Annotated in this window: 19 protein-coding genes, 1 tRNA gene and 1 pseudogene; 1 reads left to right on the top strand and 20 read right to left on the bottom strand. The window is 33.0% G+C overall.

Features of this window, described 5'->3' with window-relative positions; genetic code table 11:
- Positions 1 to 35: 35 nt before the first annotated feature.
- The 16 genes and pseudogenes from DER71_RS02780 to DER71_RS02855 form a co-directional block, all read right to left on the bottom strand.
- Entirely contained in the window at positions 36 to 1,232 is a 1,197-nt protein-coding gene (locus DER71_RS02780; protein ID WP_114474267.1) for a serine hydrolase, read from the bottom strand.
- A gap of 305 nt (positions 1,233 to 1,537) precedes the next feature.
- A pseudogene (locus DER71_RS12460) lies at positions 1,538 to 1,646 on the bottom strand (molybdopterin biosynthesis protein); the annotation flags it as partial.
- Positions 1,647 to 1,757: 111 nt separating this feature from the next.
- On the bottom strand, positions 1,758 to 2,531 hold the full coding sequence (locus tag DER71_RS02790; protein ID WP_233487064.1) for an epoxyqueuosine reductase: 774 nt from the start codon (positions 2,529 to 2,531) through the stop codon (positions 1,758 to 1,760).
- Between the two features lie 137 nt (positions 2,532 to 2,668).
- Positions 2,669 to 3,232, bottom strand: a complete 564-nt coding sequence (locus DER71_RS02795; RefSeq protein ID WP_114458958.1) for an outer membrane beta-barrel protein — start codon at positions 3,230 to 3,232, stop codon at positions 2,669 to 2,671.
- 283 nt (positions 3,233 to 3,515) lie between these two features.
- Positions 3,516 to 5,612 carry an HD-GYP domain-containing protein gene (locus tag DER71_RS02800; protein ID WP_158531770.1) on the bottom strand — a complete coding sequence of 699 codons (2,097 nt, stop codon included), beginning with the start codon at positions 5,610 to 5,612 and terminating at the stop codon, positions 3,516 to 3,518.
- A gap of 314 nt (positions 5,613 to 5,926) precedes the next feature.
- The gene (locus tag DER71_RS02805; RefSeq protein WP_114458960.1) at positions 5,927 to 6,286 is read right to left on the bottom strand and encodes a cupin domain-containing protein; all 360 of its coding nucleotides are present in this window, start codon (positions 6,284 to 6,286) and stop codon (positions 5,927 to 5,929) included.
- Between the two features lie 376 nt (positions 6,287 to 6,662).
- Positions 6,663 to 6,739, bottom strand: a tRNA-Arg gene (locus tag DER71_RS02810).
- A 194-nt stretch (positions 6,740 to 6,933) separates the two neighbouring features.
- Complete coding sequence (gene tatC, locus DER71_RS02815; RefSeq protein ID WP_199505622.1) at positions 6,934 to 7,632, bottom strand: twin-arginine translocase subunit TatC; 699 nt, start codon at positions 7,630 to 7,632, stop codon at positions 6,934 to 6,936.
- 41 nt (positions 7,633 to 7,673) lie between these two features.
- A complete protein-coding gene (locus tag DER71_RS02820; protein WP_114458962.1) occupies positions 7,674 to 7,871 on the bottom strand; it encodes a twin-arginine translocase TatA/TatE family subunit in 198 nt (65 codons plus the stop codon).
- 38 nt (positions 7,872 to 7,909) lie between these two features.
- Entirely contained in the window at positions 7,910 to 8,680 is a 771-nt protein-coding gene (gene fdhD / locus DER71_RS02825) for a formate dehydrogenase accessory sulfurtransferase FdhD (RefSeq protein WP_114458963.1), read from the bottom strand.
- A gap of 19 nt (positions 8,681 to 8,699) precedes the next feature.
- The gene (locus DER71_RS02830) at positions 8,700 to 9,254 is read right to left on the bottom strand and encodes a hypothetical protein (protein WP_114458964.1); all 555 of its coding nucleotides are present in this window, start codon (positions 9,252 to 9,254) and stop codon (positions 8,700 to 8,702) included.
- A gap of 83 nt (positions 9,255 to 9,337) precedes the next feature.
- Positions 9,338 to 11,431, bottom strand: a complete 2,094-nt coding sequence (locus DER71_RS02835; protein ID WP_114458965.1) for an aldehyde ferredoxin oxidoreductase — start codon at positions 11,429 to 11,431, stop codon at positions 9,338 to 9,340.
- A 32-nt stretch (positions 11,432 to 11,463) separates the two neighbouring features.
- A complete protein-coding gene (locus DER71_RS02840) occupies positions 11,464 to 12,147 on the bottom strand; it encodes a 4Fe-4S dicluster domain-containing protein (protein ID WP_114458966.1) in 684 nt (227 codons plus the stop codon).
- Positions 12,148 to 12,356: 209 nt separating this feature from the next.
- Positions 12,357 to 13,319 carry a polyprenyl synthetase family protein gene (locus tag DER71_RS02845; protein WP_114458992.1) on the bottom strand — a complete coding sequence of 321 codons (963 nt, stop codon included), beginning with the start codon at positions 13,317 to 13,319 and terminating at the stop codon, positions 12,357 to 12,359.
- Positions 13,309 to 14,364, bottom strand: coding sequence for an FAD:protein FMN transferase (locus DER71_RS02850; protein WP_233487072.1), 1,056 nt, complete (start codon positions 14,362 to 14,364; stop codon positions 13,309 to 13,311). Before DER71_RS02850 ends, DER71_RS02845 begins: the two co-directional genes overlap by 11 nt.
- A 535-nt stretch (positions 14,365 to 14,899) precedes the next feature.
- Positions 14,900 to 15,580 (bottom strand): FMN-binding protein, encoded by a 681-nt coding sequence (locus tag DER71_RS02855; RefSeq protein ID WP_114458993.1) that lies wholly within the window; start codon positions 15,578 to 15,580, stop codon positions 14,900 to 14,902.
- Positions 15,581 to 16,240: 660 nt separating this feature from the next.
- Here DER71_RS02855 and DER71_RS02860 point away from each other — a divergent pair.
- Positions 16,241 to 18,022 (top strand): FAD-dependent oxidoreductase, encoded by a 1,782-nt coding sequence (locus DER71_RS02860; protein ID WP_114458741.1) that lies wholly within the window; start codon positions 16,241 to 16,243, stop codon positions 18,020 to 18,022.
- 81 nt (positions 18,023 to 18,103) lie between these two features.
- Here the strand turns inward: DER71_RS02860 and DER71_RS02865 are convergent, their stop codons facing one another.
- The 4 genes from DER71_RS02865 to clpX all read right to left on the bottom strand — a co-directional run bounded on the left by DER71_RS02865 (position 18,104) and on the right by clpX (position 23,283).
- Positions 18,104 to 18,940 carry a class I SAM-dependent methyltransferase gene (locus tag DER71_RS02865; protein ID WP_114458740.1) on the bottom strand — a complete coding sequence of 279 codons (837 nt, stop codon included), beginning with the start codon at positions 18,938 to 18,940 and terminating at the stop codon, positions 18,104 to 18,106.
- 10 nt (positions 18,941 to 18,950) lie between these two features.
- Positions 18,951 to 19,547, bottom strand: coding sequence for a ribosome biogenesis GTP-binding protein YihA/YsxC (yihA, locus tag DER71_RS02870; RefSeq protein ID WP_114458739.1), 597 nt, complete (start codon positions 19,545 to 19,547; stop codon positions 18,951 to 18,953).
- Entirely contained in the window at positions 19,537 to 21,843 is a 2,307-nt protein-coding gene (gene lon, locus DER71_RS02875; protein ID WP_233487046.1) for an endopeptidase La, read from the bottom strand. The genes yihA and lon overlap by 11 nt, the downstream gene beginning before the upstream one ends.
- A 186-nt stretch (positions 21,844 to 22,029) precedes the next feature.
- On the bottom strand, positions 22,030 to 23,283 hold the full coding sequence (gene clpX / locus DER71_RS02880) for an ATP-dependent Clp protease ATP-binding subunit ClpX (protein ID WP_114458737.1): 1,254 nt from the start codon (positions 23,281 to 23,283) through the stop codon (positions 22,030 to 22,032).
- Between the last annotated feature and the right edge of the window lie 8 nt (positions 23,284 to 23,291).

Genomic DNA, 23,291 nt, shown 5'->3' on the forward strand with positions numbered 1-23,291 from the left:
AATAATTCTACCAGTAGTTTTAGACCAAATTAAAACTATTGATTTTTTACGACTGAATCAATAAGTTGGCTTACTAGCTGGACCACTTTTTCTTTATTGATATTTCTATTTTTATTGTTTACAGTTACAGAAATTGTATAAATCTCACTTTCCGGCGTTTTTTGTAAAATATAAGTAAAATTTAAAACACCTGGTTCCAATCCATTTTTATAGCCTGCCAGATAGTAATTTTTTTTCTGTACAAGCCCGGAATTAATCTTTATTTCTTCTGCATCCTTTAATTCAAAAATAATTCTGGCAAGCTCTTCCGTACTTAAAAACCACTCCAGCTTATCAATTGAAACAGGCTTATCTCCAATTTCAACATTTTTCAGTTTTTCGGAAGAGATTTCTTTTAAAATTTTTCTTTTCTCCTCCACTGATGAATTCAGATACTGCTCTCTTATCTCTTTTTTGTCAGAAAATTTTAAAATAAATAATTCTCTTGTTTTTAAAAAAGGAATGTTTTCTTCAGAGAATTCAGCTTCTAACTTTTTATGACCCAGATAATCAAACAGATGATCTGACGCTGTATTATCATTCTGAGAAATCATTAAAATACTAAGAGTTTTTAATGTAACCGGTGTCCCTTCCGGCCAATTCTGTATAATTCCAAAAGGCAATGATCTGTTTTTTTCATTAAGCTCTATTATATCATGCCAGTTTTTTTCAGTATTAGCAATTTCTTGATACAGTACTTTTAATATATGAAGTTTAAAAGCAGAGCCAACTGCCATCTTCTGCTGATCATTATAAGTAATTATTTTTTCAGAATTATTTTTTATTACTGAAATTGAAACATCACCTGATAAATTTCTAAATTTTTCTACAATATCTGATAAACTATCATTAACAAGACTATAATTTCCAAACCATAGGCTGCTAATCATATTGGCTTCATTTATTTCTATTCGTGCGGGAACACTACCTTTTTCAAAAATTAATAAATATCCATCTTCATTTTTTTCTATAGATTTGATATCACCCAATTTTGTACTGTACTGATCTATCACAGATACAATTTCTTCAAATGATACCTGCTGCAGAAATGATTTGGAAAAAAGATATCTGAGCTGACTTTTCTGAAAGATAAATAATTTTTTAAGAATTTCTTCTTCAAATGATCCTGCCAGAACAGAAAAACTAACAATAAGAAAGATAATTACTAAAATAATCGTTAAATATGTCTTCACATCTGTTCACCTCTGCTTTCATATACTATTATATTATATATTATGTCTTATATCTATTATCCATTTATTAAAATGCAAAAAGTTGAAACATCTTTTTTCTGCTTACACTTCAAAATATTTAATATTTTGAATATTATGTGGGCCACCTATGGGACAGATACAGGAGATAAGGAGATCTGGAGGGAAGAAATAGTTCTACTCTGGGCGGATGGCAGATTATTGTTTCTAAATATTTATAACATAAAGAAGAAGCAGTTGCTGATACAAAAAAATATTAAGCAGATTGTAAGGTAAATGCTGAATATCTATTTTTTTTCAACTTCATTTACACATTCGTTTTTTATCTTTCCAACAAGTTTTTTTAAAGCATCAATAACATGCGGCCTAATATCTCCCGCCTACCAGAATATACACTCCCTCTATAAATTAAGTTTATCTTTTTGAAAATTTTTCTTAGTTATCAGCTGTTTATAAATTTTTCTGCATGATTTTGTAAAATTCCTTTTCGGCTTCAAAAGCTATACATCAATCAGAGTTTGGGTTTACAAAAGAACAGGGAAGAGCAACACAGCATTTTCCACAGGCATCTGTTAGACCCATTTCTGAATAAAGATCATCGTTTTCCAGCAGTAAACTGTAGCATTTATGTCTATCAAAAAAATCTACAGAAAGAGAATTATTTACACATCTTTCAGCACAGACTGAACAGCTTCCACCTGCCTTATTTAAACAATTTTCTTTATTACCGCGCTTTGTTGCTTCCATTTCTAAGTTAGTAATTAAACTGCCCACTCTTCCACAGCACCCTTTTTCTGTTATCAGCATATTGTTAATTCCGAAGGTGCCAACACCTGCAATATAAGCAGCATGGCGGTGAGACCAGTCACTTTTTAAATTCTCTTCATCAAAATTATGTGTTGCAGGGATGAGGGCAGCCTGAAAATTCATTTTTTCTAATTCTTTTTTAATATGTCGGTTCATATCGTCAATCAGAGCATTAGTCTCCACATAGGCTCTGGCCCATTCTCTGGAGCTATATTTCCCTTTTACATTCGATTCTGACACCCAATCAGCAAAAGGAATAAAAAAACATATAACAGTTCTGGCATGTTTTAAAAAATCACCTGGGGCTGCATGAGTAGGGGACACAGCTTTTTTTAATTTTAAAAAAAGTTTATCATCAGCATCTGCAAATCCAACCACAGCTTCTTTCCATTCTGTTTTAATATCATCTCTCTGCTCATAATTTTTTATATAATCACATATTAAATTTCTTATCCATTGCTTCAGCTTGATCACCTCCATATCTTTTATGATATCAACATTTTTAAACTGTAAAAAAATAAAAACTCCCTGTCAGGTAAATAGATTTTAATATTAAATCTATCTACCCTAATAGGGATCAAATTACTTTAAAAAGCAGTTTTTAACTTTAATTAAAACTTCATTCCAATAGAAAGGGTGAACTTATCATATTCCACATCTTCATCCTCACCATTATTATACTCAATTTCTCCACTGTTAACTGAATAAATCATTTCAGCAGTATATCTTTCGCCAAATTCCATACCTGCACCCAGTGCATAGTAGAGGCCACCACTGGTATCATCTACATCATTTTCATGTTCAAAAGTGCTATCTGTTCTGAAGCTGTTGAATCCCAAATGACCAACTAAGTAATATGGATTATTAGCAATATCATACTGTGCCAGTCCATAAAATGGAACAAATCCAATTTCTCCATCCTGACCTGATTCATCAACTTCGCGATCCAGCTGATATGCCAGACCTCCACCAAGTGTCCATCTGCTGGTATAAGGGAACTTGTATTCACCTGCAATAGAAAATCCTCGGTCAATATCCCAGTCCTCTAGTTCTCCACTTGAGTCGATTCCAGCCTTTATTTCCCACTGGCCCTGGCTTAGATAATCCTGTGCCATAACCGATCCACTAAAAATCAGCAGTGAAAGTACTAAAACTACAGTAATAACTTTTTTCATAAAATTTACCCTCCTAATTTTTTTACCTGATTGTTGAATAATCTTAAATATAAAATTATATTTAAGATGTTCCAATAATAATTATTCAACAAAAGACAATATTCTCCTCCCTATTCAACAAAAAAATACCACCAGTTGGTGGCTTTTTAATAACAAAATACTTGTTGTCCTACACAATATCAAAATCAAATTTGTTATCTCAAATCAAAATTTAATTACATGTTTCTTTAAACATCTGTTCAAAATAGCTCTATTCTCTGGTAAGCAGAATTATTATTTAAACTTAATTCTGATATATCTGCTCACCTTTTTTTAACTTGCCTGCCTGAATTATTCTCATAAATGCATCTACAGCTTTTGGAGAAAATTGTCTGCCTTTATTTCTCTTTATCTCTAAAAAAGCTTCTTTTTGTGTCAGTGAGTCCCGATATGATCTTTTAGAAGTCATAGCATCCCATGCATCTGCTACAGCAATAATCTGAGATATTACAGGTATTTCATCTTTCTTTAATCCTTCCGGATAACCTCTGCCATTCCATTTTTCGTGATGATAAAGTATATATTCTGCAATATTCCTTAGTGACTCCGAATTGGCTAGAGCTTTGCTGCCCCAGATTGGATGTTTTTTTATTAAATCATATTCTTCATCTGTAAGTTTACTTTTTTTATTCAATATCTCCAGTGGAATCAAAAGTTTCCCTATATCGTGCACCATACCAGCCCAGTAAGCATCCCAGACTGTTTTTTTAGAATATCCCATCTCCTCTGCAATCTGTAAAGAAAGATTGGCAACATTTTCGGAATGACCTTTTGTATAAAAATCATACATTTCCAATATTTTGATAATTGAGGAAATAAGCTCTTTTGTAAATCTATCCTGAAGGCTGTCATATTTTTTAAAAGCAAAAAAGGACGAAGCTAAAGTTGCAAAAGATTGAAGTGTTTTCTGAGTTGTTTTAGAAAATTCTTTTTCACTTTTAGCAGCAATATCCAGCGCTATCCTGCCAACTATTCTCTGTTCAGCCAATATATTTATATATAAAGAACTTTTAATAGGTTTTAAAGCATTTAAAATTTTTATTTTCATATTATTCGGAATTTTATCAACATCTAACGAATAATCATCTGTAATAAAAACTTCCTTACTATCATAGTGAAAAAGCAATTTTTTATCAAATCTTATATTTTTTATTATTTCGATATCATGTCCTACAGCATCTATAAGTCTACACCTATCATCTTCTATTACATATATTTTTCCATAGTCGGCTTCTGGAACTACTATTAGGGCATTTTTTAAAAGATCTGAATAAAATTTGTCTTCACTCATTTCAACACTATCTTTTAAACCAGAAATTGTTTTGATCATAGTTATAAAGCGGCGGTTCATTTCATTCAATTCATTAATTGATTGATCTAATTCATTGTTCATTCGTAGAATTTCCTGATTATATGCTGTAAGCTGTTCATTGGCTGCCTGCAGTTTTAGATTATTTTTTCTGGCTTTAGTAATATCTCTAAAAATAGTTATAAATTTACCCTTTTCCAGTACAGTTAGTGTTATTTCGAAATATTTATCCAGCCTGCCGAAATAATGATCGAATTTAATATTCCTTTCTTCATATACTGCTTCTTTGTATAATTCCAGTAATGATGGCTCATCTTTCTGATAAATTTCAGATCCAGTTTTACCCATTATTTTATTTATATCTTTCAGCCCCAGCAGATTCTTATAGGCGGGATTATAATTTCTCACAACATAATCTGACGGGGTTTGATCTCTAAAGATAACCTCATTTATACTCAGTCCCTGAGTAATATTATTAAAAACTGATTTATACTTTTTATCAATTTTTTGGGTAACGGAGAGAATTGTGTTTTTCTCTTCTTCATACTTTTTAACCTTAATTTTTTCTACCATAAGTTTAAGCTGTGTTTCTATCAATTCTCTATATTTTAATATTCTTTTTTTGTCATTATTGGAATAATTCTTTTTCTTTTTATGAAAAATGTATAAAAAACCAAAGATACTTTCATTAGGCCATCTAATTGAATACCCTGCACAGGAGTCAAAACCTTTTTGAAAAGGAATTGAATTTTTCCACATATTATTTTTTAATGAACTGTAAACAGTAAAATTTTCGCTGTCTAAAATTAACTTATACTGCCAGTCATTAATTTTAAGAGCTGACTGATCCCCAATTAAATCATCTATATCAGAACCAGAAGCTGCAGCTAAATTTAAATGCTCATCTTTAAACCTGACAATTATTACAGCCGCTGCTTTTTCTTCTACAGCAATTAAATCTGCTGTTTCCTGCCAGCTTCTTTTAATTTCGTCACTAAGGGATAATTTCTGATAAAAAAATTTATTATCCACTATTAGCCTCCTACCACATATTTTTACCATTTATCTTTTATTATTTTCTTTTTCCAATTTTAAAAACTCAGAACCTATCTTAATTAGCCTGTTATATTCAAAGCAATATATCCTTTTTCTTTTATAAGCTGTATCATTCTCATTAATAAAAAAACATCTTTAAAACGTTAGATATTCTCCCTGTCTATATTATCGGTGATTTTAAGTAATTATTAATCTGCTATTTTCTCTTTTTATTAGTTTTATCGCTTCTCTGGCCAAACTAAATGGTATACAAAGCAGCAAGATGCCAATTTGCTCCATGATTCGTCAAATTATATCCATTCAGGATCATCAACAGTTTTTTCCGTCTCAACATTACCTGTATTTAAAGTACCCTTCTTTTCTATCATTAAAATTTGTGCTTCCTTTTCAGCCACAGGTTTATGTTCTATACCCTTTGGCACAATTATAATTTCGCCTTCTTTAAGCAGCTGTTCACCATCTCTAAACTTTAATAAAAGCTCTCCTTTAATAACCTGAAACATTTCATCTTCATTTTTATGCATATGCCAGTCAAATTCTCCTTTAACTTTAGCAATTTTTACATGCATATTATTTACTTCACCAATAATTTTAGGATCCCAGTGCTTTTTAATTAAATTGAACTTTTCATTAAGGTTGATCCTGTTCATATTACAATCTCTCCTTTTAATTGATTGGTTTTAATCTATTCTTTTGTCAATCAAAAAATATAATAGAGTCTTCCCGAAATTATTTTTAGAGTTAAAAAAAAGAAAAAAACCATCTCCCATTGTTAAGTCTATATTCCTTTTTTATTAAATTATTTAATTTCTAACGGCAACTCATCAAACCACCTATTTTACTTTTATACTAATTTTATATCTTATTTTAGTTTAAGAACAAAAATAAAAATAGTTGAACAACAGATTAGGTTAATAAACCATCTATAACTCAACTATTAATCTTCAGATATATAATATTTTTCGCCTGGATTTTTAGTCTGTTATAGCTATAACATCAATGATTATAAAACATTAAAAACAAAAATGGTGGGGTCAAGAGGATTCGAACCTCCGGCCTACAGATTAGGAATCTGTTGCTCTATCCTGCTGAGCTATGACCCCATTATTTAAGATATAAAACAGACTATTTATATTCTACAATAATTATTTAAATTTATCAAGCTTAATCTGCTTAAACTTTATCATATAAAGTTAAAATTTACATTAATACAACCTAACTAAAAATAAAAGCCACCCTGTAAAACAACCAGATGACTTTTATTATTCAGATACTTTATTCTTTATAGTACTAATATTTATTTCTTTTTCTTATTTACTAATGCAGCCAGCAAGATACTTATTTCAAATAATAATATCATTGGTCCAGCCAGAAGAAGCTGAGAAATAATATCTGGAGGAGTAAATACTGCACTCCCAACAAAGATAATTAGAATACTAACTTTGCGGTATTTTCTCAAAGTGTCAGCTGTAATCAAATTAAGCTTTGCCAATAAAGTCACCAGTATTGGCAGTTCAAACACAATACCAAATGAAAGAAGAATTGAACTTATAAAGCCTATATAGCTTCCAAAAGAAAAATTAGGTTCAATATTCATACTCGGCATTGAGAATTTGACAAAAAATCTAATAGACAAAGGTATTATTATTCTATAGGCAAAATAAGCTCCTAAAAGAAAAAGAAAAAAACCAGAAAAAAGAGAAAATAGAAGATATGTTCTCTCTTTTTTCTTCAATCCAGGTTTAACAAAAATCCAAAACTGCGAAAAAATAATTGGAGATGTAACAATAACGCCTACAACTAAAGCAATTTTAATGTAGGATAAAAACAGTTCTGGTGGAGTTAAATATATAAAATCTAGTTCCTGTACTGGATCCAGCAGCAGTTCAATGATAACATCCATGTAAGCAAAGCTTACAGAAGCACCAATAATAATAACTACTGCTATTATAATAAGTCTTTTTCTTAATTCAGTTAAGTGTTCAATTGGTGACAATAATAACTCCTCCAACTTTCTCATCCCCTATTTCTCAAAATTTATTTCTTATCCTCATCATCAAGTGATAGTTCTTCAGAAATATCAGCTTCTTTTTTCACTTCATTTGCAGAATCTTTAAATTTACGAATTGCCTTACCAAAGGCTTCACCAACATCTGGCAGCTTAGATGGACCAAATACAACAAGCGCAATAATTAAAATCAAAACTAATTCCATCGGACCTAATCTTCCAAACATAATTATTCACCACCCTGATTTAGAATATCTTAATATTTTCAAACAAAATTATGATAAACCATAATTTTTTCATCAGTTAAAATCCTATCTTCATGAGTATAAACTATAGGTTTTTTAGACACAGCTCTACCTATTATCGTGATTCCGATTTCTTCTGCTATTTCTAGAGCCAGACTGCTGGGTATACTCCTTGATATGATTATTGGAATTCTACTGCTGACAGCTTTTAATATCATATCTGAAGAAATTCTTCCTGTTGTAATAATAATACTTTTTGCTAATTCTATTCCTTCAAACAAAGCCCTACCAACAACTTTATCTACTGCATTATGTCGTCCAACATCTTCTCTGACAATTAACAATTCATCCTGATCTGATATTGCTGAACAGTGGACACCACCTGTTTTTTTATAAATTACTGCTTTTTTAAGCATTTCTATTGTAAGTTTTTTTACATTTTCAAGTGAAATCATTAAATCTGAATTTATTTTTTCTAGATTATAAAAGTTTTCTTTAAAACCACTATTACTACCACATCCAGTTACCAGAATACTATTGAGACTATATTCTGCTTCAGCAATTGTTCTGCTGCTTTTAATATTTATAATTTTAAGATCTTCACAGGCAGCAAGAGACATAATATCATCTATCCCTTGAATCAAGCCTTTGTTATACAGATATCCTACTGCCAGCTCATTCAAATTTTGTGGAGTACACATAAATGTCAATAATTTTTTCTCATTAACATTTAACTCTACAGGAACTTCTTCACAAATATTTAATTTACTTAATCCCTCTTTTAAAGACATCTATTTATCCTCCCAATATTTACGGCACTTCTTTTCTAATTACTTCTACCCATTCAGTTAAAGCAACTGCATGGTCATCTTCCAGATATTTTGAAGAATAAAGATATGGCACTCCATTTGAAGCATTTAATGTTTTAATATCATTGTATTCTTCTTTATCTCGAATATTATTCATAACTTCTTCAAACTCTTCTTTAGAAATCATATATGGTTCATATAAAAAAACTGAAGCTTTTGTAGGACGCGGATATGTTTCAGAATCATCTCTAACTCGCTCAGCTATTAATTTATAAATATCTTTATCTTCAACCTGGGCTATTATTTTCGCATATTGTATAGTCATTGAATCATCTGAAAAAAGATATGCACCTGCTGAACCTCGTAGAACTCTAATATCATTATAATTTTCATCAGTTTTAATTTCTTCTAGAATATTGTTTGATTCTTCTTCTGATAAGGATAGCGGCTTTTTACTAAAGTCATCATAAATTGTTATTTTGCCTTTTTTTGAATTTTTTCGTGTTATTTCAGCTATTTTTTCTAAAGCCTCATTATTAGCTTTCTTTTCTTTCATCTTATCACACCTTATCAGGCAGGAAAAGATTAATAAAACTTTTACCTGCCCAAATATTATAATTATTTATTACTAATTACCTTTTAGCCAGGAATTAATCCCATGCTATCAAGTTCATCAGCAACTTCTTTCATACCAAGTCTTTCTAGAGTTTCATAAGTTGGAGCACCTGTTTTTCCATCCCAACCCATTTCTTTATAAAACATCGTTTTTGCTTTTTCCATATCATCTCTATCCATCTTAATGGTTCCAGCATCAAAAGCTTTTTTATCTGGATCCATATCAAATACCCAGTTACAGATCTGATCATGTTCATTGCGCATATCAGTTGTACCCATCTGCTTTACAGTCAATGCTCTGTGAAGAGTTATAATCCTTTCGCCCATTTCATCTAATTCCTCTTCTGAAACATCCATACCCGTTGTTAAGCTAAAGTACTGTGCTTCAATAGTAGTATCGCCTCTATAATTTCTTTCTTTTAAAGGTGAAGTTACCATTGGAAACATCCAGTTACAGACTGTCATAGAATCATGTAGTGCATTTTTTACAAGACTCCATTTTGCAAATTTAGCTTTGTACTCATTCATAGGAGTATAGTTTGCAGGTATATCCAGTGCAGCTTCTGATCCCCATACTTCTGCTGCAATTTCCTTGTTCAATTTAATCGGCAGCCCACTGTGAATAAAGTTTTGATGAGAATGACACATGGGATCACGGTTAAATACTAAATTAATAAGTGACCCAACCTGTCCATTTGATTCATTAGCATGATGTAGAGGGTATCCCATTACTGGTGACCACTGTTTCATTGAAACATCATCCCAGTAATCATCCTCAAATCCCCATCTTTTTGCAACTCTTGCCGATCCATCAGAAATATGACTTAATTCTCCTTCAGCATAAGCAAGTCTCCTATAAAAATCAACTAGAAAATCAGGATCACCTGCTTCATACTTATCCCAGGGTATACTATTATATTCATCAGCAGGTAGTACATCTTTTAGAATACCTTTATTATAAGCATACCAGAGATCTCTTCCTAGCTGACCATAATTAAACCAAAGACCATAATCGTCTGCTAGCTGAGCTCCCAGGGTTTTTGTTATAAAAGTTGCTTTTTCTGTTAAATCAGCATTTTTTAGAATATACCAGTGACTAGAATATCCCATACATGTGTTAGCTACATAACGGGACTTACCATACTTTTCTAATTCAGGTACTTCCAAATGCGAATGACAGCGAACAGGACATGACTGACATCCACCCATTCTTACAGTATGTTCTTCACCCATTTCACCAAGATCTTTTATTGCTTTCATAGTTCTAAATCCAATTTTATTTATATTTTTTGGTTCACAGATTCCTGTTTCTACTTCTTTATCTGCTGCACCCCAGTATAAACCTTTCTGAGCTGTCCAGCGGCTGTTCGGATCGTGATATTCTGCCCACGGCTGTGGTGTTGAAGGAACAACATGCTGATTATTTGCACCGATAATTGACAGAACATGATCATTTAACTTGATCCATTCTCTTGTGTCTGCCGCATATTTAACAGAACCGGTACCAATAATTCCAATAGCTTTTAACTTTTTAGAACCAAAAACAGCACCATGCCCACCAGCAGAGTGATTTCCATTTGTCATTATATTTGATAATCGCACCAGATTTTCTCCAGCCTGGCCAATTGCAGCTATCTGAGCTTCTTTACCCATAATGCTGGCAACTTGAGCTGTTGTATCAAAAATACCTTGTCCCCACATTCTGCTCGCATCTTCTATTGTTACTTTATCATCTTCTATTCTCAACCAGACAGGTTTATTTGATTTACCTTCAATAATAATTGCATCCCAACCTGCATACTTCATTTCCGGTGAAAAATGTCCACCCATATGACCATCTCCGACCAGATTATATGGGTTCATAGGTAAAAGCGAAGTAATATTCGTTCTTGCAGTACACGGAACACCAGTTCCTGTAATAGGACCTGCACCAATTACTATCTTATTTGCTTCGTCAAAAGCATCGGTTCCTGCAGGAACTTCATCCCATAAAATTTTGTATCCAAAACCCATACCACCAATATAATCAATATAATCTGCTGTATCTTCAGCAGTTACAGAACCATTTGTTAAATTAACTCTTAATATTTTACCAGCCCAGCCTTTATATTTTGGCATATTTCTTTACCTCCCTATATAACTTTGAATTCTTAATAAATTGCCTGACCTTTGATAATTCTTTCTCTTTCTATTAATGTTCTTTCTACTTTATCCCATGATACAAACTTTAATGAACCGGTTGGACATCCTGCTACACAGGTAGGTTCGCCTTCACAAAGATTGCATTTGGTAGATTTATTAATTTCAGGATCTATTGTTGGAATATCGTATGGACAGGCAGTCACACAGTTTCCACATCCAACACATTTTTTGGTGTTAATTACTCTTGCACCAGTATCTGGATCAGCTGTAATTGCCCCCATTGGACATGCGGCTGCACAGCGAGGAGATTCACACTGCCTGCAGGTTTCTGCAATTATTGTAAAATCACCCATCTGTCCATTTTTTGTCCAGTAATACATGGCAGGACCCTGAAGACCATAATTATAATTTTGACCAACTTTAACTCTGGAAATATAAGGATGTGCTTTATTATCATTTATTGCTGTGCAGTTAGTTTCACACCGACGGCATCCTGTACATATAACTGGATCAGATATTACAATACCATCAGCTACAATCAAAACCTCAGCTTCAGCAGAATCAGTAAACATACTTAAAAATGAAACTGAAAAAGCTGCACCTGCAGCACCTATTACACTCTTTTTTAAAAATTCTCTACGACTGGTTGGCTTTTCTAAAAAATTATTTTTTCCCTTTTTTTCTTCAGACATTTTTTTACTTGCCTCCCTTAGATTAAGGTCTTTTTTAATGCATAATTCATTACTACATTACTTTGCTGAAAAATTGTATTTTTAGTAAAGTAAATAAAAAAGACTGTATTCCAAAGCTACAGCCTTAAAATATATTTGAAAGGATTCTAAAATAAAACTGAAATAACATAATTCCTGCTGCTACAATCGATCAGTGGGTTTCTATTACATTAGTAGTTTCTATCAATTTGAAAGTCAACAATTTTTTTCATTCTTTTTTTTGCCCTGTTATCAGGGAGATTATCAAGATGCTTTTCTACCCTATATATAAATTTCTTTAGTAATTCTTTTGATTTTTCTATTGAATCACTTTCTTTTACATCTTTTATTAGGAGATCAAGTTCTTTTTCTCTGATTCTACCTCCATTAATTAATTTATCATATTTTTTTCGATAATTATTATTCTCTAATAAACATATAACCGGCAGTGTAACTACACCTTCTTTTAAATCTCTTCCTAAAGCTTTCCCAGTTTTACTTTCTTTACCTGTAAAATCCAGTATATCATCCTGTATCTGAAATGCCATTCCGATCTCAAGCCCCAGTTTATAAAGTGTGTTAAGTCTAATTCCTCTTATATCACTGACATATGCACCTAAATGGGTTGCAAAGCCAAAAAACAAAGCTGTTTTGTGGCGAATTATTTTCAGATAATCTCTAGTATTTATATTAAAATCAAACTTTTTTTCTGCTTGTTCAATTTCGCCTTCACAGATGAGGCGGACAATCTTGTTCAATTTCTGCAGCATTTTATTATCCAAATGGGCAGAAAAAATACTGAAAGTTCTGGAAAGAAGAAAATCACCTATCAATACAGACGTATTTTTGCCGAATTTTGACTGGGCTGTTTTATTACCTCTCCTTATATCTGCATCATCTATTATATCATCATGAATAAGAGATGCCATATGGAGCAGCTCAAGACCTGCCCCAAGTTCAAGCAGTTTTTCCCTATCATAATCCCCAAAACTTGCAGATATAAACATCATTACCGGTCTCAGTCTTTTCCCTCCTCCTTTGACCAAATCATCAACTGCTTCACTAATTATTGGGTGATGGGTACTGGTAGCAGAGTAAATTTTATCATTTATTTTTTTAACAATTTTTTTATAATATTCATCTTTAATTTCCACTTAATTCACCCTCAATAAGCTCAAATTCTTCACCTGTTATTTCAACTTTCCCCTTCAGACCTGGAGACAAATAAACTTTCAGATCCTCGGTAATAAATAGTACTTCTACATTTTTTTGATCTTTTATAAATTCCATTCCTTTTTCCAATCCCAGTATAAAAACACTTGTTGAAAGCGCATCAGCATCAAAAGAACTTTCACTTATAATACTTACACTCAAAAGACCGCTGTCAGCCGGATAACCTGTAGCTGGATCAATTATATGATGATAAATATTACCATTTTTTTCAAAATATCTCTCATAATTTCCAGAAGTAACAATTGTTTTATCAACAGCTTTTATTACTGCCATTATATTACCTCTATTCTTACGGGGATCCTGGATTCCAATTCTCCACTTTGAACCATCTGCTTTATGCCCAATTACAAGTACATTCCCTCCCAGATTTACAAAAGCACTCTTTATATTATTTTCTTCAGCAATTCTTTTTACTTCATCAGCTGCATACCCTTTGGCAATAGCGCCCAAATCAAGCTGCATATCCTTTTGTTTAAGAAAAACTTTATTATTATCTATTTCAATATTTTTGTAGTTTACAAGCTTTTTGGCTTCAGCAATTTCTTCTTCTGTAGGTACTCTAGCATCTTCTGTTCCAATACCCCACAACTCTACCAGTGGACCAATACTGGGATCAAATCTTCCTGATGTTAATTCCGCATAATGAATAGATTTATTAAGTACTTTAATTGTATCATCAGATATTTCAACAGGTTCACTGCTGTGATTTATTTTATATATTTCACTTTTTTTAAGGGTTTTACTCATTAAATTTTCTAATTCTTCAATTCTATCAAAACTTAGATTTAAAACTTTTTCGGCGTTTTTACCTGTAACTTTCATCTGAACAAGAGTATCCATCAGAAATTTGCTCCCGGTTTCTGTCGTCTGCTCTTTTGCTGCATTACTGCAGCCGGCAGCAAATAAAAGTATTAAGGCAAAAATTGACATGATAAAAATCTTATATATCTTTTTATTCTTAAACAATCAAACCACATCCTGTTATATAATTAATTGCAAAATTCAAACTAAATTACTTATATTATTTTATCACATTTACATCAGCTTGCAAAATATAATACAAAAACAAAATATCTTTGAACTTTTTTATTACAGTAAGGTTAAATTTTGTTGATTCGAAAATTATGAATCCATAAATTTTATCCACAATAAACCATCTGTTATAATTAAGGAGTTTCCCCAAAATTTATTTTCAAGCTGCAAAAAGGGGGCTTTAGTCATCAACGAAATTTTTAGATTTAGCTAAAACTCAATTCGGGTGTGAAATAGGGCACACTAATCAATGAGTCCTCCTGACTCATGATTAGCTCACTCCATCCTGCAGTTCAACCCTATTTCTTCCTTCATTTCGTTAAGATTCATTGACTAAAAATTTCAATATTCCTGCATCTCCCCTTTTTGCAGCAGTATATAAAAAATGGGGAAAGTCTATGTTATAATTTCTTTGACATCAAAAAAAACTGCCCCTTTTAAAAGGGGCAGTTTTTTTGACATTTGAATTTTACTTAAGACCAGCCTGTTTCATAGCCATATCAAGTGCATCATTAAAGTTATGATAGCTGTCAGTAGCACCAGACACAAGGTCAACATTACCTTGATTTTCTACAACCTTTTTTGGAAAACTATTAAAGTATTCTACAGCTGCCGCATATGAAGAGTCATCGCTTTTAGCAGGCATTAACATTTCACCGTGATCACCCAGCTCAGAGTTTGCTGTAATGAATCGTGCATTTGTAATTTCTTCACCTTCAACAATAATTTCTATAAGAACATGACCAGAAGCAAAGTTTTCTGCAACACCATAATATTTATTACCTTCATAACTACCGTCAGCAATACTCAAAGCCATTTCTGCAGCTTTGTTGTAGCTTTCACAACTGTTTGTAGCACCAGACACAACATCAACATTTGCAGGGTTTTCTGCTATTAATGCTTTATATGGATACTCCAAAAATGCAATTTTTGCTGGTTCATAATCATAATTTAATCTGAAAGGATTTATCATGTTGACATCAACCAGTCTACCTCTTTCAATAACATATTCAATAACTAAGTCACCATAGTCATCCGGTTCATAAGCAACATAAGTTCCGTCTTTATAACCTTCTGCTGCATATACTCCTGATGTAATTGCAAATATTAAAAACACTGAAAATAAAATAAATATACTTTTCTTCACCAACTATATCTCCTCCCTCTCCTTTTTTAAAATAAATTTTTTGAGTTTATGAAGCTGGTATTATAATTATTACATAATTTAAGAAATAAAAAACTTTCTGTTTAATAATATACCACATGAATTAAAAATCGTCAACAACTTATCATAAATAGGGTTTCCACAAAACTATTTTTAGAGCTGCAAAAAAGGGTAAAAATTTATTGCTGAATTACTTACCTTGTCGTTTCAATTTATAAATTAATCTGGTATAATTAGTTATAGTGAAATAACCCCTTTTTGGTGTTTATGTGTATAAATTAATTATGCCAAAACAGGAGTTTATTTCACCTTTTTTACATAATCTGTGAGCCTATTTTAAAAGTTTCTAATCACAATTGATCCACAATTTTGACTGTTGATAACTTTGAGTTTTTGCGATTTCAAAAAATGAGAAATTATTTTTATTACAATATATTTTTATCTACTCAATTTTTCTGTGTTATTTTCTATATTAAAAATTATTGTTTTTTAAAATTTATACTTATTATTTATATATAATTACAGAAATATTCCCGAGTATTTTTATAAGATTTCTTGCTTTTTAAAATAAATATGCTATAATAGATGTGTGAAAAATATAACTACAATATTATTTAATGAAAAAATTAATAAGGAGGAAATACTATGCGCAAACATGTTGTAATATTAGGCGCAGGTTATGGTGGAGTTTCAGCTGCCAAACGTCTGGCAAAGCTGGCAAAGAAAAGTCCTGAAATAGAAATAACTCTGATTGATAAATACCCCACTCATAATTTGATCACAGAGTTACATGAAGTTGCGGGTAACCGCATCCTACCTGAAGATCTTCAAATAAGTCTTAACAGACTTTTTGAAAGTACAAAGGTTAATGTTCTTCAGGACAAGATAAATGAAATTGACTTTGACAGCAAAACCCTATCATCAGATGAACATATATATGAATATGATTATCTGATTCTTGGTGCTGGAAGTCAGCCTGCTGATTACGGTGTTGAAGGTGTTAAAGAAAATGCTTTTACACTCTGGTCTATCGATGATGCAAAAAAAATTAATGAACATATTAAAAATTGTTTTCAAAAAGCGCAGTGCGAATCTGACCCTCAGCGCAGACGAGAACTGCTTTCTTTTGTAGTTGCAGGTGGTGGCTTTACCGGAGTAGAAATGGTGGGTGAATTAATTACCTGGTTTGATGAACTTTCAAAGCAGTATGGAATCCCACGCAAAGATGTCGATCTTTATCTTGTAGAAGGGCTGGATAGAATCCTCCCCAATCTTAAAGATGAATTGGTGGACAAAGCACTTGAGTATCTTAAAAAGAAAAATGTTGAAGTAAAAACAGGATCTTTTATAACAGCTGTTAACGAAAATAGTGTTGTTCTTCAGAATGATGTTGAAATCAGCACAAATACTGTTATCTGGACCTGTGGTGTTAAAGGTGCTGAAATTGTTGAAGAACTTGAATTAGAAAAAGATAAAAGTGAAAGACTTATAGTTAATGAATACCTTCAGCTGACGGATTATCCAGAAGTTTTTGCTATTGGTGACAATTCTGCAGCTCCATGGGCAGATGAAGACACTCTTCCTGCTCTGGTTGAATCTGCTATGCAGACTGGAGAATGTGCGGCAAACAATGTTTATTCAGAAATTACTGGTAAGGAAAAAGAAAATATTGAAGCTGCTTTACATGGTGTAATGGTTTCTATTGGTGGAGATTTTGCCGTAGCTGATGTAACTGGATTATCACTTAAAGGTCGTCCAGCTATGCTGCTTAAACATCTTGTTAATATGCACTATTTGTTTAATATTGGTGGTATAAAAGAAGGATTTAGCCTTATAGATGAATATATCCATGATCAGGCTTCACATAAAGGACTTGTATCTCAATTATTTAGCTTTTTTAGTGCGACTTCAAGATCACTCTGGTTAGTTCCTTTACGTATTTTTGTTGGAATCATGTGGCTTTATGAAGGATATACCAAAGTGAGAGATGGATGGTTATTGAGTGGAGATTATCTGGTTTCGGGAGCTTCATCATCACCTATCGGTGACTATGCTGTCGGCTGGTATGTCTGGCTCAATGAAGCTATTATCTTTAAGTTCCCACTTTTCTTTCAAATTGTAGTAACTCTCAGTATGATAGGAATCGGTATTTCCTTAATCTTTGGTTTATTTGCAAGCCTGGGTGCTTTAGGTTCTGTTGGATTTTCAATTAACTTTTTACTGGCTGGTCAGTATGCACACTGGTCCAGTGAATATCCCGGACACTTTAGTCCATTATTCTGGTTCCTTTTTGCCTCAATCGCTCTAATCGGTTCAGGGCGTTCTTTTGGACTTGATTATTATGTTCTTCCCTGGCTTAAAAAAATAATTTGGAGAAGACCTAAAAATAAAGAATCACACTTAAAAGAAGTTGTCAGCAAAAAGTAAATAATAGATGACAAAAAATATATTATTTGAAAGCAATAATATCTATTTCATAAAAAACTGCCGTTTTAAAACGGCAGTTTTTCAAATATAACGTATTATATTTTTAATATCATTTTTACATAGAAACAGAAGTTTTTTTATTATACCTCTGTTATTTTTTAATCTTTTTTTCTGAGGTGACGCAATAAAATAAAGTCTATTAGAACTATCTTTACCTTTACGAAAGCTAAATGCATTTAGCACTTCAATAGATCGAAATCCATTTTTAGACAGCAGTTGTTTTACCTTTTTTATTTTATAGCCTCTTTCACTGTGCAGTTCTTCATAACAGGGCTGATTATCGCCTTTTAAGCATATTTTTAACCTGACCTGCCAGATATCCTTATCTCTATATACTATATCTTCCCACAGACAGCTGTAGTTGTCACCTTCCAAAAGAGTCTTCTTTTCTTTAATTGTGTTTATTCTTCCAATACTATTCATATCAAAAATAAATAATCCATCATGGGTGAGTACACTAGCAGCATTATTAAACAAATTGGCAAGATCTTCTTCTTTTGTTAGATAATTTATACTATCAAAAAAGGAAACTATCAATGTAAATTTTTTATCAAATTCTATCTCTTTCATATTTCCCTGTACAAATTCTACCTCTGTATTTGCTGTATTTATTTTTTCTGCAGCTTTTTTTAACATTTCTGGAGATAAATCAACTGCGGTAATATGTTTTACTTCCTTTAGTCTGCTCAATCTTACTGTCATATTTGCAGTCCCACATGCTAATTCCAAAATCTTTTCTGTATCTGCTTTGTAATAATCAATAAGATCCTGCAAATAATATAACCAGCTGTCATATGGAACTGCACGCATTATATCATCATAAATTTCGGCAAAATAGCGGGTATAGCTGTCTGACATTTTCACCCTCCTAACTTCTTTTAAAATCCAGCAGAAAATCAATATAATCCAGTACTTCTCTGCTTCCTTCTCCTGTTTTAGCAGAAAAGAAAATAAAATTGTCATCAGGGTAAAGATCCAGCTCTTTAAAAATCAATTTCCTCTGTTTTGCCTTTTTATTATTGGAAATTTTGTCAGCTTTTGTGGCAGCTATTAAAAAATTAACTCCATTTAATTTAAGCCAGTCCACCATCATTTTATCATCATCTGTCGGTTTGTGCCTGGCATCTATAATCTGGATTATTCCAATTAAATTTTCTCTGTAGTTTAAATAGCCGTCTATAAGTTCTGCCCACTGGTCCCTAACTTTTTTCGGCACACTGGCAAAACCATAGCCAGGCAGATCTACTAAATAAAATTTATCCTCTATATTGTAGTAGTTTAGCGACTGTGTTAGTCCGGGTGTGCTGCTTGTTCTGGCCAGCTTTTTCCTGCCTGTAATTACATTTATCAGCGAAGATTTACCAACATTTGATCTGCCGCTAAAAGCAATTTCTGGCTGTCTGATTCTGGGACATTCTTCCAGTTTAAAGACACTTTTTATAAATTCTGCATGCTTAATCTTCACTGTTCTCATCCTCAACAAGAACTATTTCTCTTACCTGATCCATATGTGATACATAGTTTACTTCAACATCTTTTATAATTTCATCTGATATTTCTTCAAAATTCTTTCTGTTTTTTTCGGGAATAATTATTTTTTTAATCCCTGCCCTTTTGGCAGCAAGTATTTTTGTTTTTAGTCCACCAATAGGAAGAACTCTACCCCGCAGTGTAATTTCTCCAGTCATTGCATAATCACCGCGCACAGGTCTACCGGTAAGTGCAGATGCAAGTGCTGTAGCTATGGTAATACCTGCTGAAGGACCATCTTTGGGTACTGCTCCCTGGGGAACATGAATATGAATATCATATTTTTTGTAAAATCCATCAATAAGACTCAGTTCAGTCTGCTTTGATCTAATATAGCTTAAAGCTGCTTGAGCTGATTCTTTCATTACATCACCTAAAGAACCTGTTAAAATTAGTTCTCCGTTACCAGGCACAACTGCAACTTCAATGGCAAGTATATCTCCACCGGCCTGATTGTAAGCCATTCCTGTGGCAACACCAACTCTGTTTTCTAAATCACTTTTTTCGTACTCATAATCAGCCAACCCCAAATATTTTTCTATACTGTTTACAGAAACAAGAGCAGATTTATCTCTGCCTTCTACAAATTCTTTTGCCACTTTACGGGTAATGGCCGCCAGCTTTCTTTCCAACTCTCTCACTCCAGCTTCTCTGGTATATTCTCTAATAACTTTGAAAATAGCATTTGTAGAAATATTTATCTGATCCTCTTTTAATCCGTGATCTTTATATATTCGCGGCAGCAGGTGTCTTTCTGCAATTTTTACTTTTTCGTCTTCCGTATAGCCCGGTATTTCTATCAGCTCCATCCTGTCAAGCAGTGGAGCAGGAATAGTGTAAGCGACATTGGCAGTTGTTATAAATAACACTTGGGAAAGATCAAAAGGGATTTCCAGATAATGGTCTGTAAATTCCATATTCTGTTCAGGATCCAGTACTTCCAGCATAGCTGATGATGGGTCTCCACGAAAATCCGAACTCATCTTATCCACTTCATCCAGCAGAAATACAGGATTTTTACTCCCAGCATCACGCATTGCATTAATTATTCGCCCCGGTCTGGAACCAATATAGGTTCTTCTGTGCCCTCTTATTTCTGCTTCGTCTCTTATACCACCAAGTGAAAGGCGCACAAAATCTCTGTTAAGTGCCCTTGCTACTGATTTGCCGAGAGATGTTTTTCCTACACCTGGAGCACCAACCAAACAAAGTATAGGACCTTTTTTAACAGGTGCTAATTTTCTGACAGCAAGATATTCTAAAATTCTTTCTTTTACATCTTCCAATCCATAATGGTCTTCTTCTAAAATTTCTTCTGCTTTCTTTATATCTATCTCTTCCTCTTTCTCTTTATTCCAGGGAAGTTCCAGTACACAGTCAAGATAGTTGCGGATTACAGTTGCTTCGGGAGACATATTGGGCGTTCTATTGAGCTTTTTTATTTCTTCTTCAACTTTTTCTTTTACCTTTTCCGGAAGCTCTGCTTCTTCCATCTTTTCATAATATTCATCTATTTCATCTTCAGTATCATCATCTTCATCCAGTTCATCTTTTATTACTTTCATTTTTTCCCTTAGATAATACTCTTTCTGATTTTTTTCTACCTGTTTACGGACCCTTTTGTTGATATCCTGCTCTATTTTCAGCACTTCGACTTCATCCTGAAGCAGTTCCAGCATTTTTTCCAGTCTTTCAACAACATCCACTGCTTCCAGAAGTTCTTCTAACTGATCAAATTTGAGATCAACCTGTGAGGCAATTACATCTGCCAGCCGACCTGCTTCTTCAATATTGCTTACCGACATAATTGTTTCTCCAGGAAGATTGCGGTTATATTTAATATATTCTTCAAAAGCTTTAAGAACTGTTCGCATTAACGCCTGTATTTCTCTATTCACTTCCGGTTCTTTTTCTGGAAAAATCTCAGCTTCGACCATAAAATAGTCGTCTTCTCCAAGAAATTCTACTATACCTGCTCTCTGCAGTCCTTCTACAATAACTTTCAACATTCCATTGGGAAGTTTTACCAGCTGTTTTACTTCTGCTACTGTACCAAATTTATATATATCATCTTCAGCGGGTTCTTCTACAGCTTCATCTTTCTGTGCTGCAATCAATATTTTTTTCTCTTCCATCATTGCTTCTTCTAATGCTTCAATTGATTTATCTCTCCCCACAAGCAGTGGGATTACCATATGTGGAAAAACAACAACACCTCTAGATGCCAGCATAGGAAGTTCCTGAATTTTTTCTATTTTTTTATTACTCTCAGCCAATTTACTCACCTCTCAGCTAGTATATTTCTGTTTTTAAAAACAGTTTTCTTTAAACCTATAAGAAAATTAAAGAGATAATACTACCCTTAAAAGAGCAATATTATCTCCTGATTAATCGTTCATTAGCAGCTTTACTTCAATTTAAGCAGATTCTTCAGTATTTTCGTCTATTTCTAATACCGGCTTTTTATTTTCTTCAATTACTTCATCTGTTATAAGGCATTTGCGCACCTCTGGCTGTGAGGGAAGATCATACATAATATCTAAAACTGTATTTTCCACCACTGATCTTAAACCTCTTGCTCCTGTATTTCTTGATAGAGCTTTCCGCGAAATAGCCTTTAATGCTTCTTTTGTAAAGTTAAGCTCTATATTATCCATCTGAAAAAACTTTTTATACTGTTTAACAAGAGCATTTCTGGGTTCAGTGAGGATTCTTACTAAATCTTCTTCTTCCAGCTGATCTAATGTTACAAGTATCGGCATCCGGCCAATGAATTCAGGTATTAAACCATAGTGAAGAAGATCCTGCGGCAGTATATGTTTCAATACATTACCAATATTTTTGCTTTCTTCCTGAGTTTTTATATCTGCGCCAAAACCCATTACCTTTTCACTTATGCGGGAATTTATTAATTTCTCCAGACCATCAAATGCCCCACCTGCTATAAAGAGAATATTTGTTGTATCGATCTGAATAAATTCCTGATGAGGGTGTTTTCTACCTCCCTGTGGAGGAACACTGGCTACTGTACCTTCCAGTATTTTAAGCAGTGCCTGCTGTACACCTTCTCCAGAAACATCCCGAGTAATTGATGGATTTTCTGATTTGCGGGCAATTTTATCGATTTCATCCACATAAATTATTCCCCGCTCTGCTTTTTCTATATCATAATCTGCTGCCTGAATCAATTTTAGCAGGATATTTTCTACATCTTCTCCAACATATCCGGCTTCTGTTAAAGATGTGGCATCGGTAATTGCAATCGGTACGTCAATTATCTTTGCAAGTGTCTGGGCCAGAAGTGTTTTTCCACACCCGGTTGGACCCACCATCAAAATATTACTTTTCTGAAGTTCTACATCATCTATCTTCATGTCTGAGTTTACACGCTTATAATGATTGTAAACAGCGACAGAAAGAGATTTCTTTGCCCTATCCTGTCCGATCACATACTGATCCAGGATACCTTTTATTTCTCGGGGTTTTGGAACACTGCTGAAATTAAAATCCATCTCATCATCGATTTCTTCTTCAATAATCTCATTACAGAGTTCTATACATTCATCACAAATATATACCCCGGGGCCAGCCACCAATTTGCGCACCTGTTCCTGACTTTTCCCACAAAAAGAACACTTCAACTGACCCACTTCGTCGCCAAATTTAAACATCCTATCAC

It is taken from the genome of Halanaerobium sp. DL-01, from assembly GCF_003338615.1.
In the GTDB taxonomy this organism is placed as follows: Bacteria; Bacillota; Halanaerobiia; order Halanaerobiales; family Halanaerobiaceae; genus QPJE01.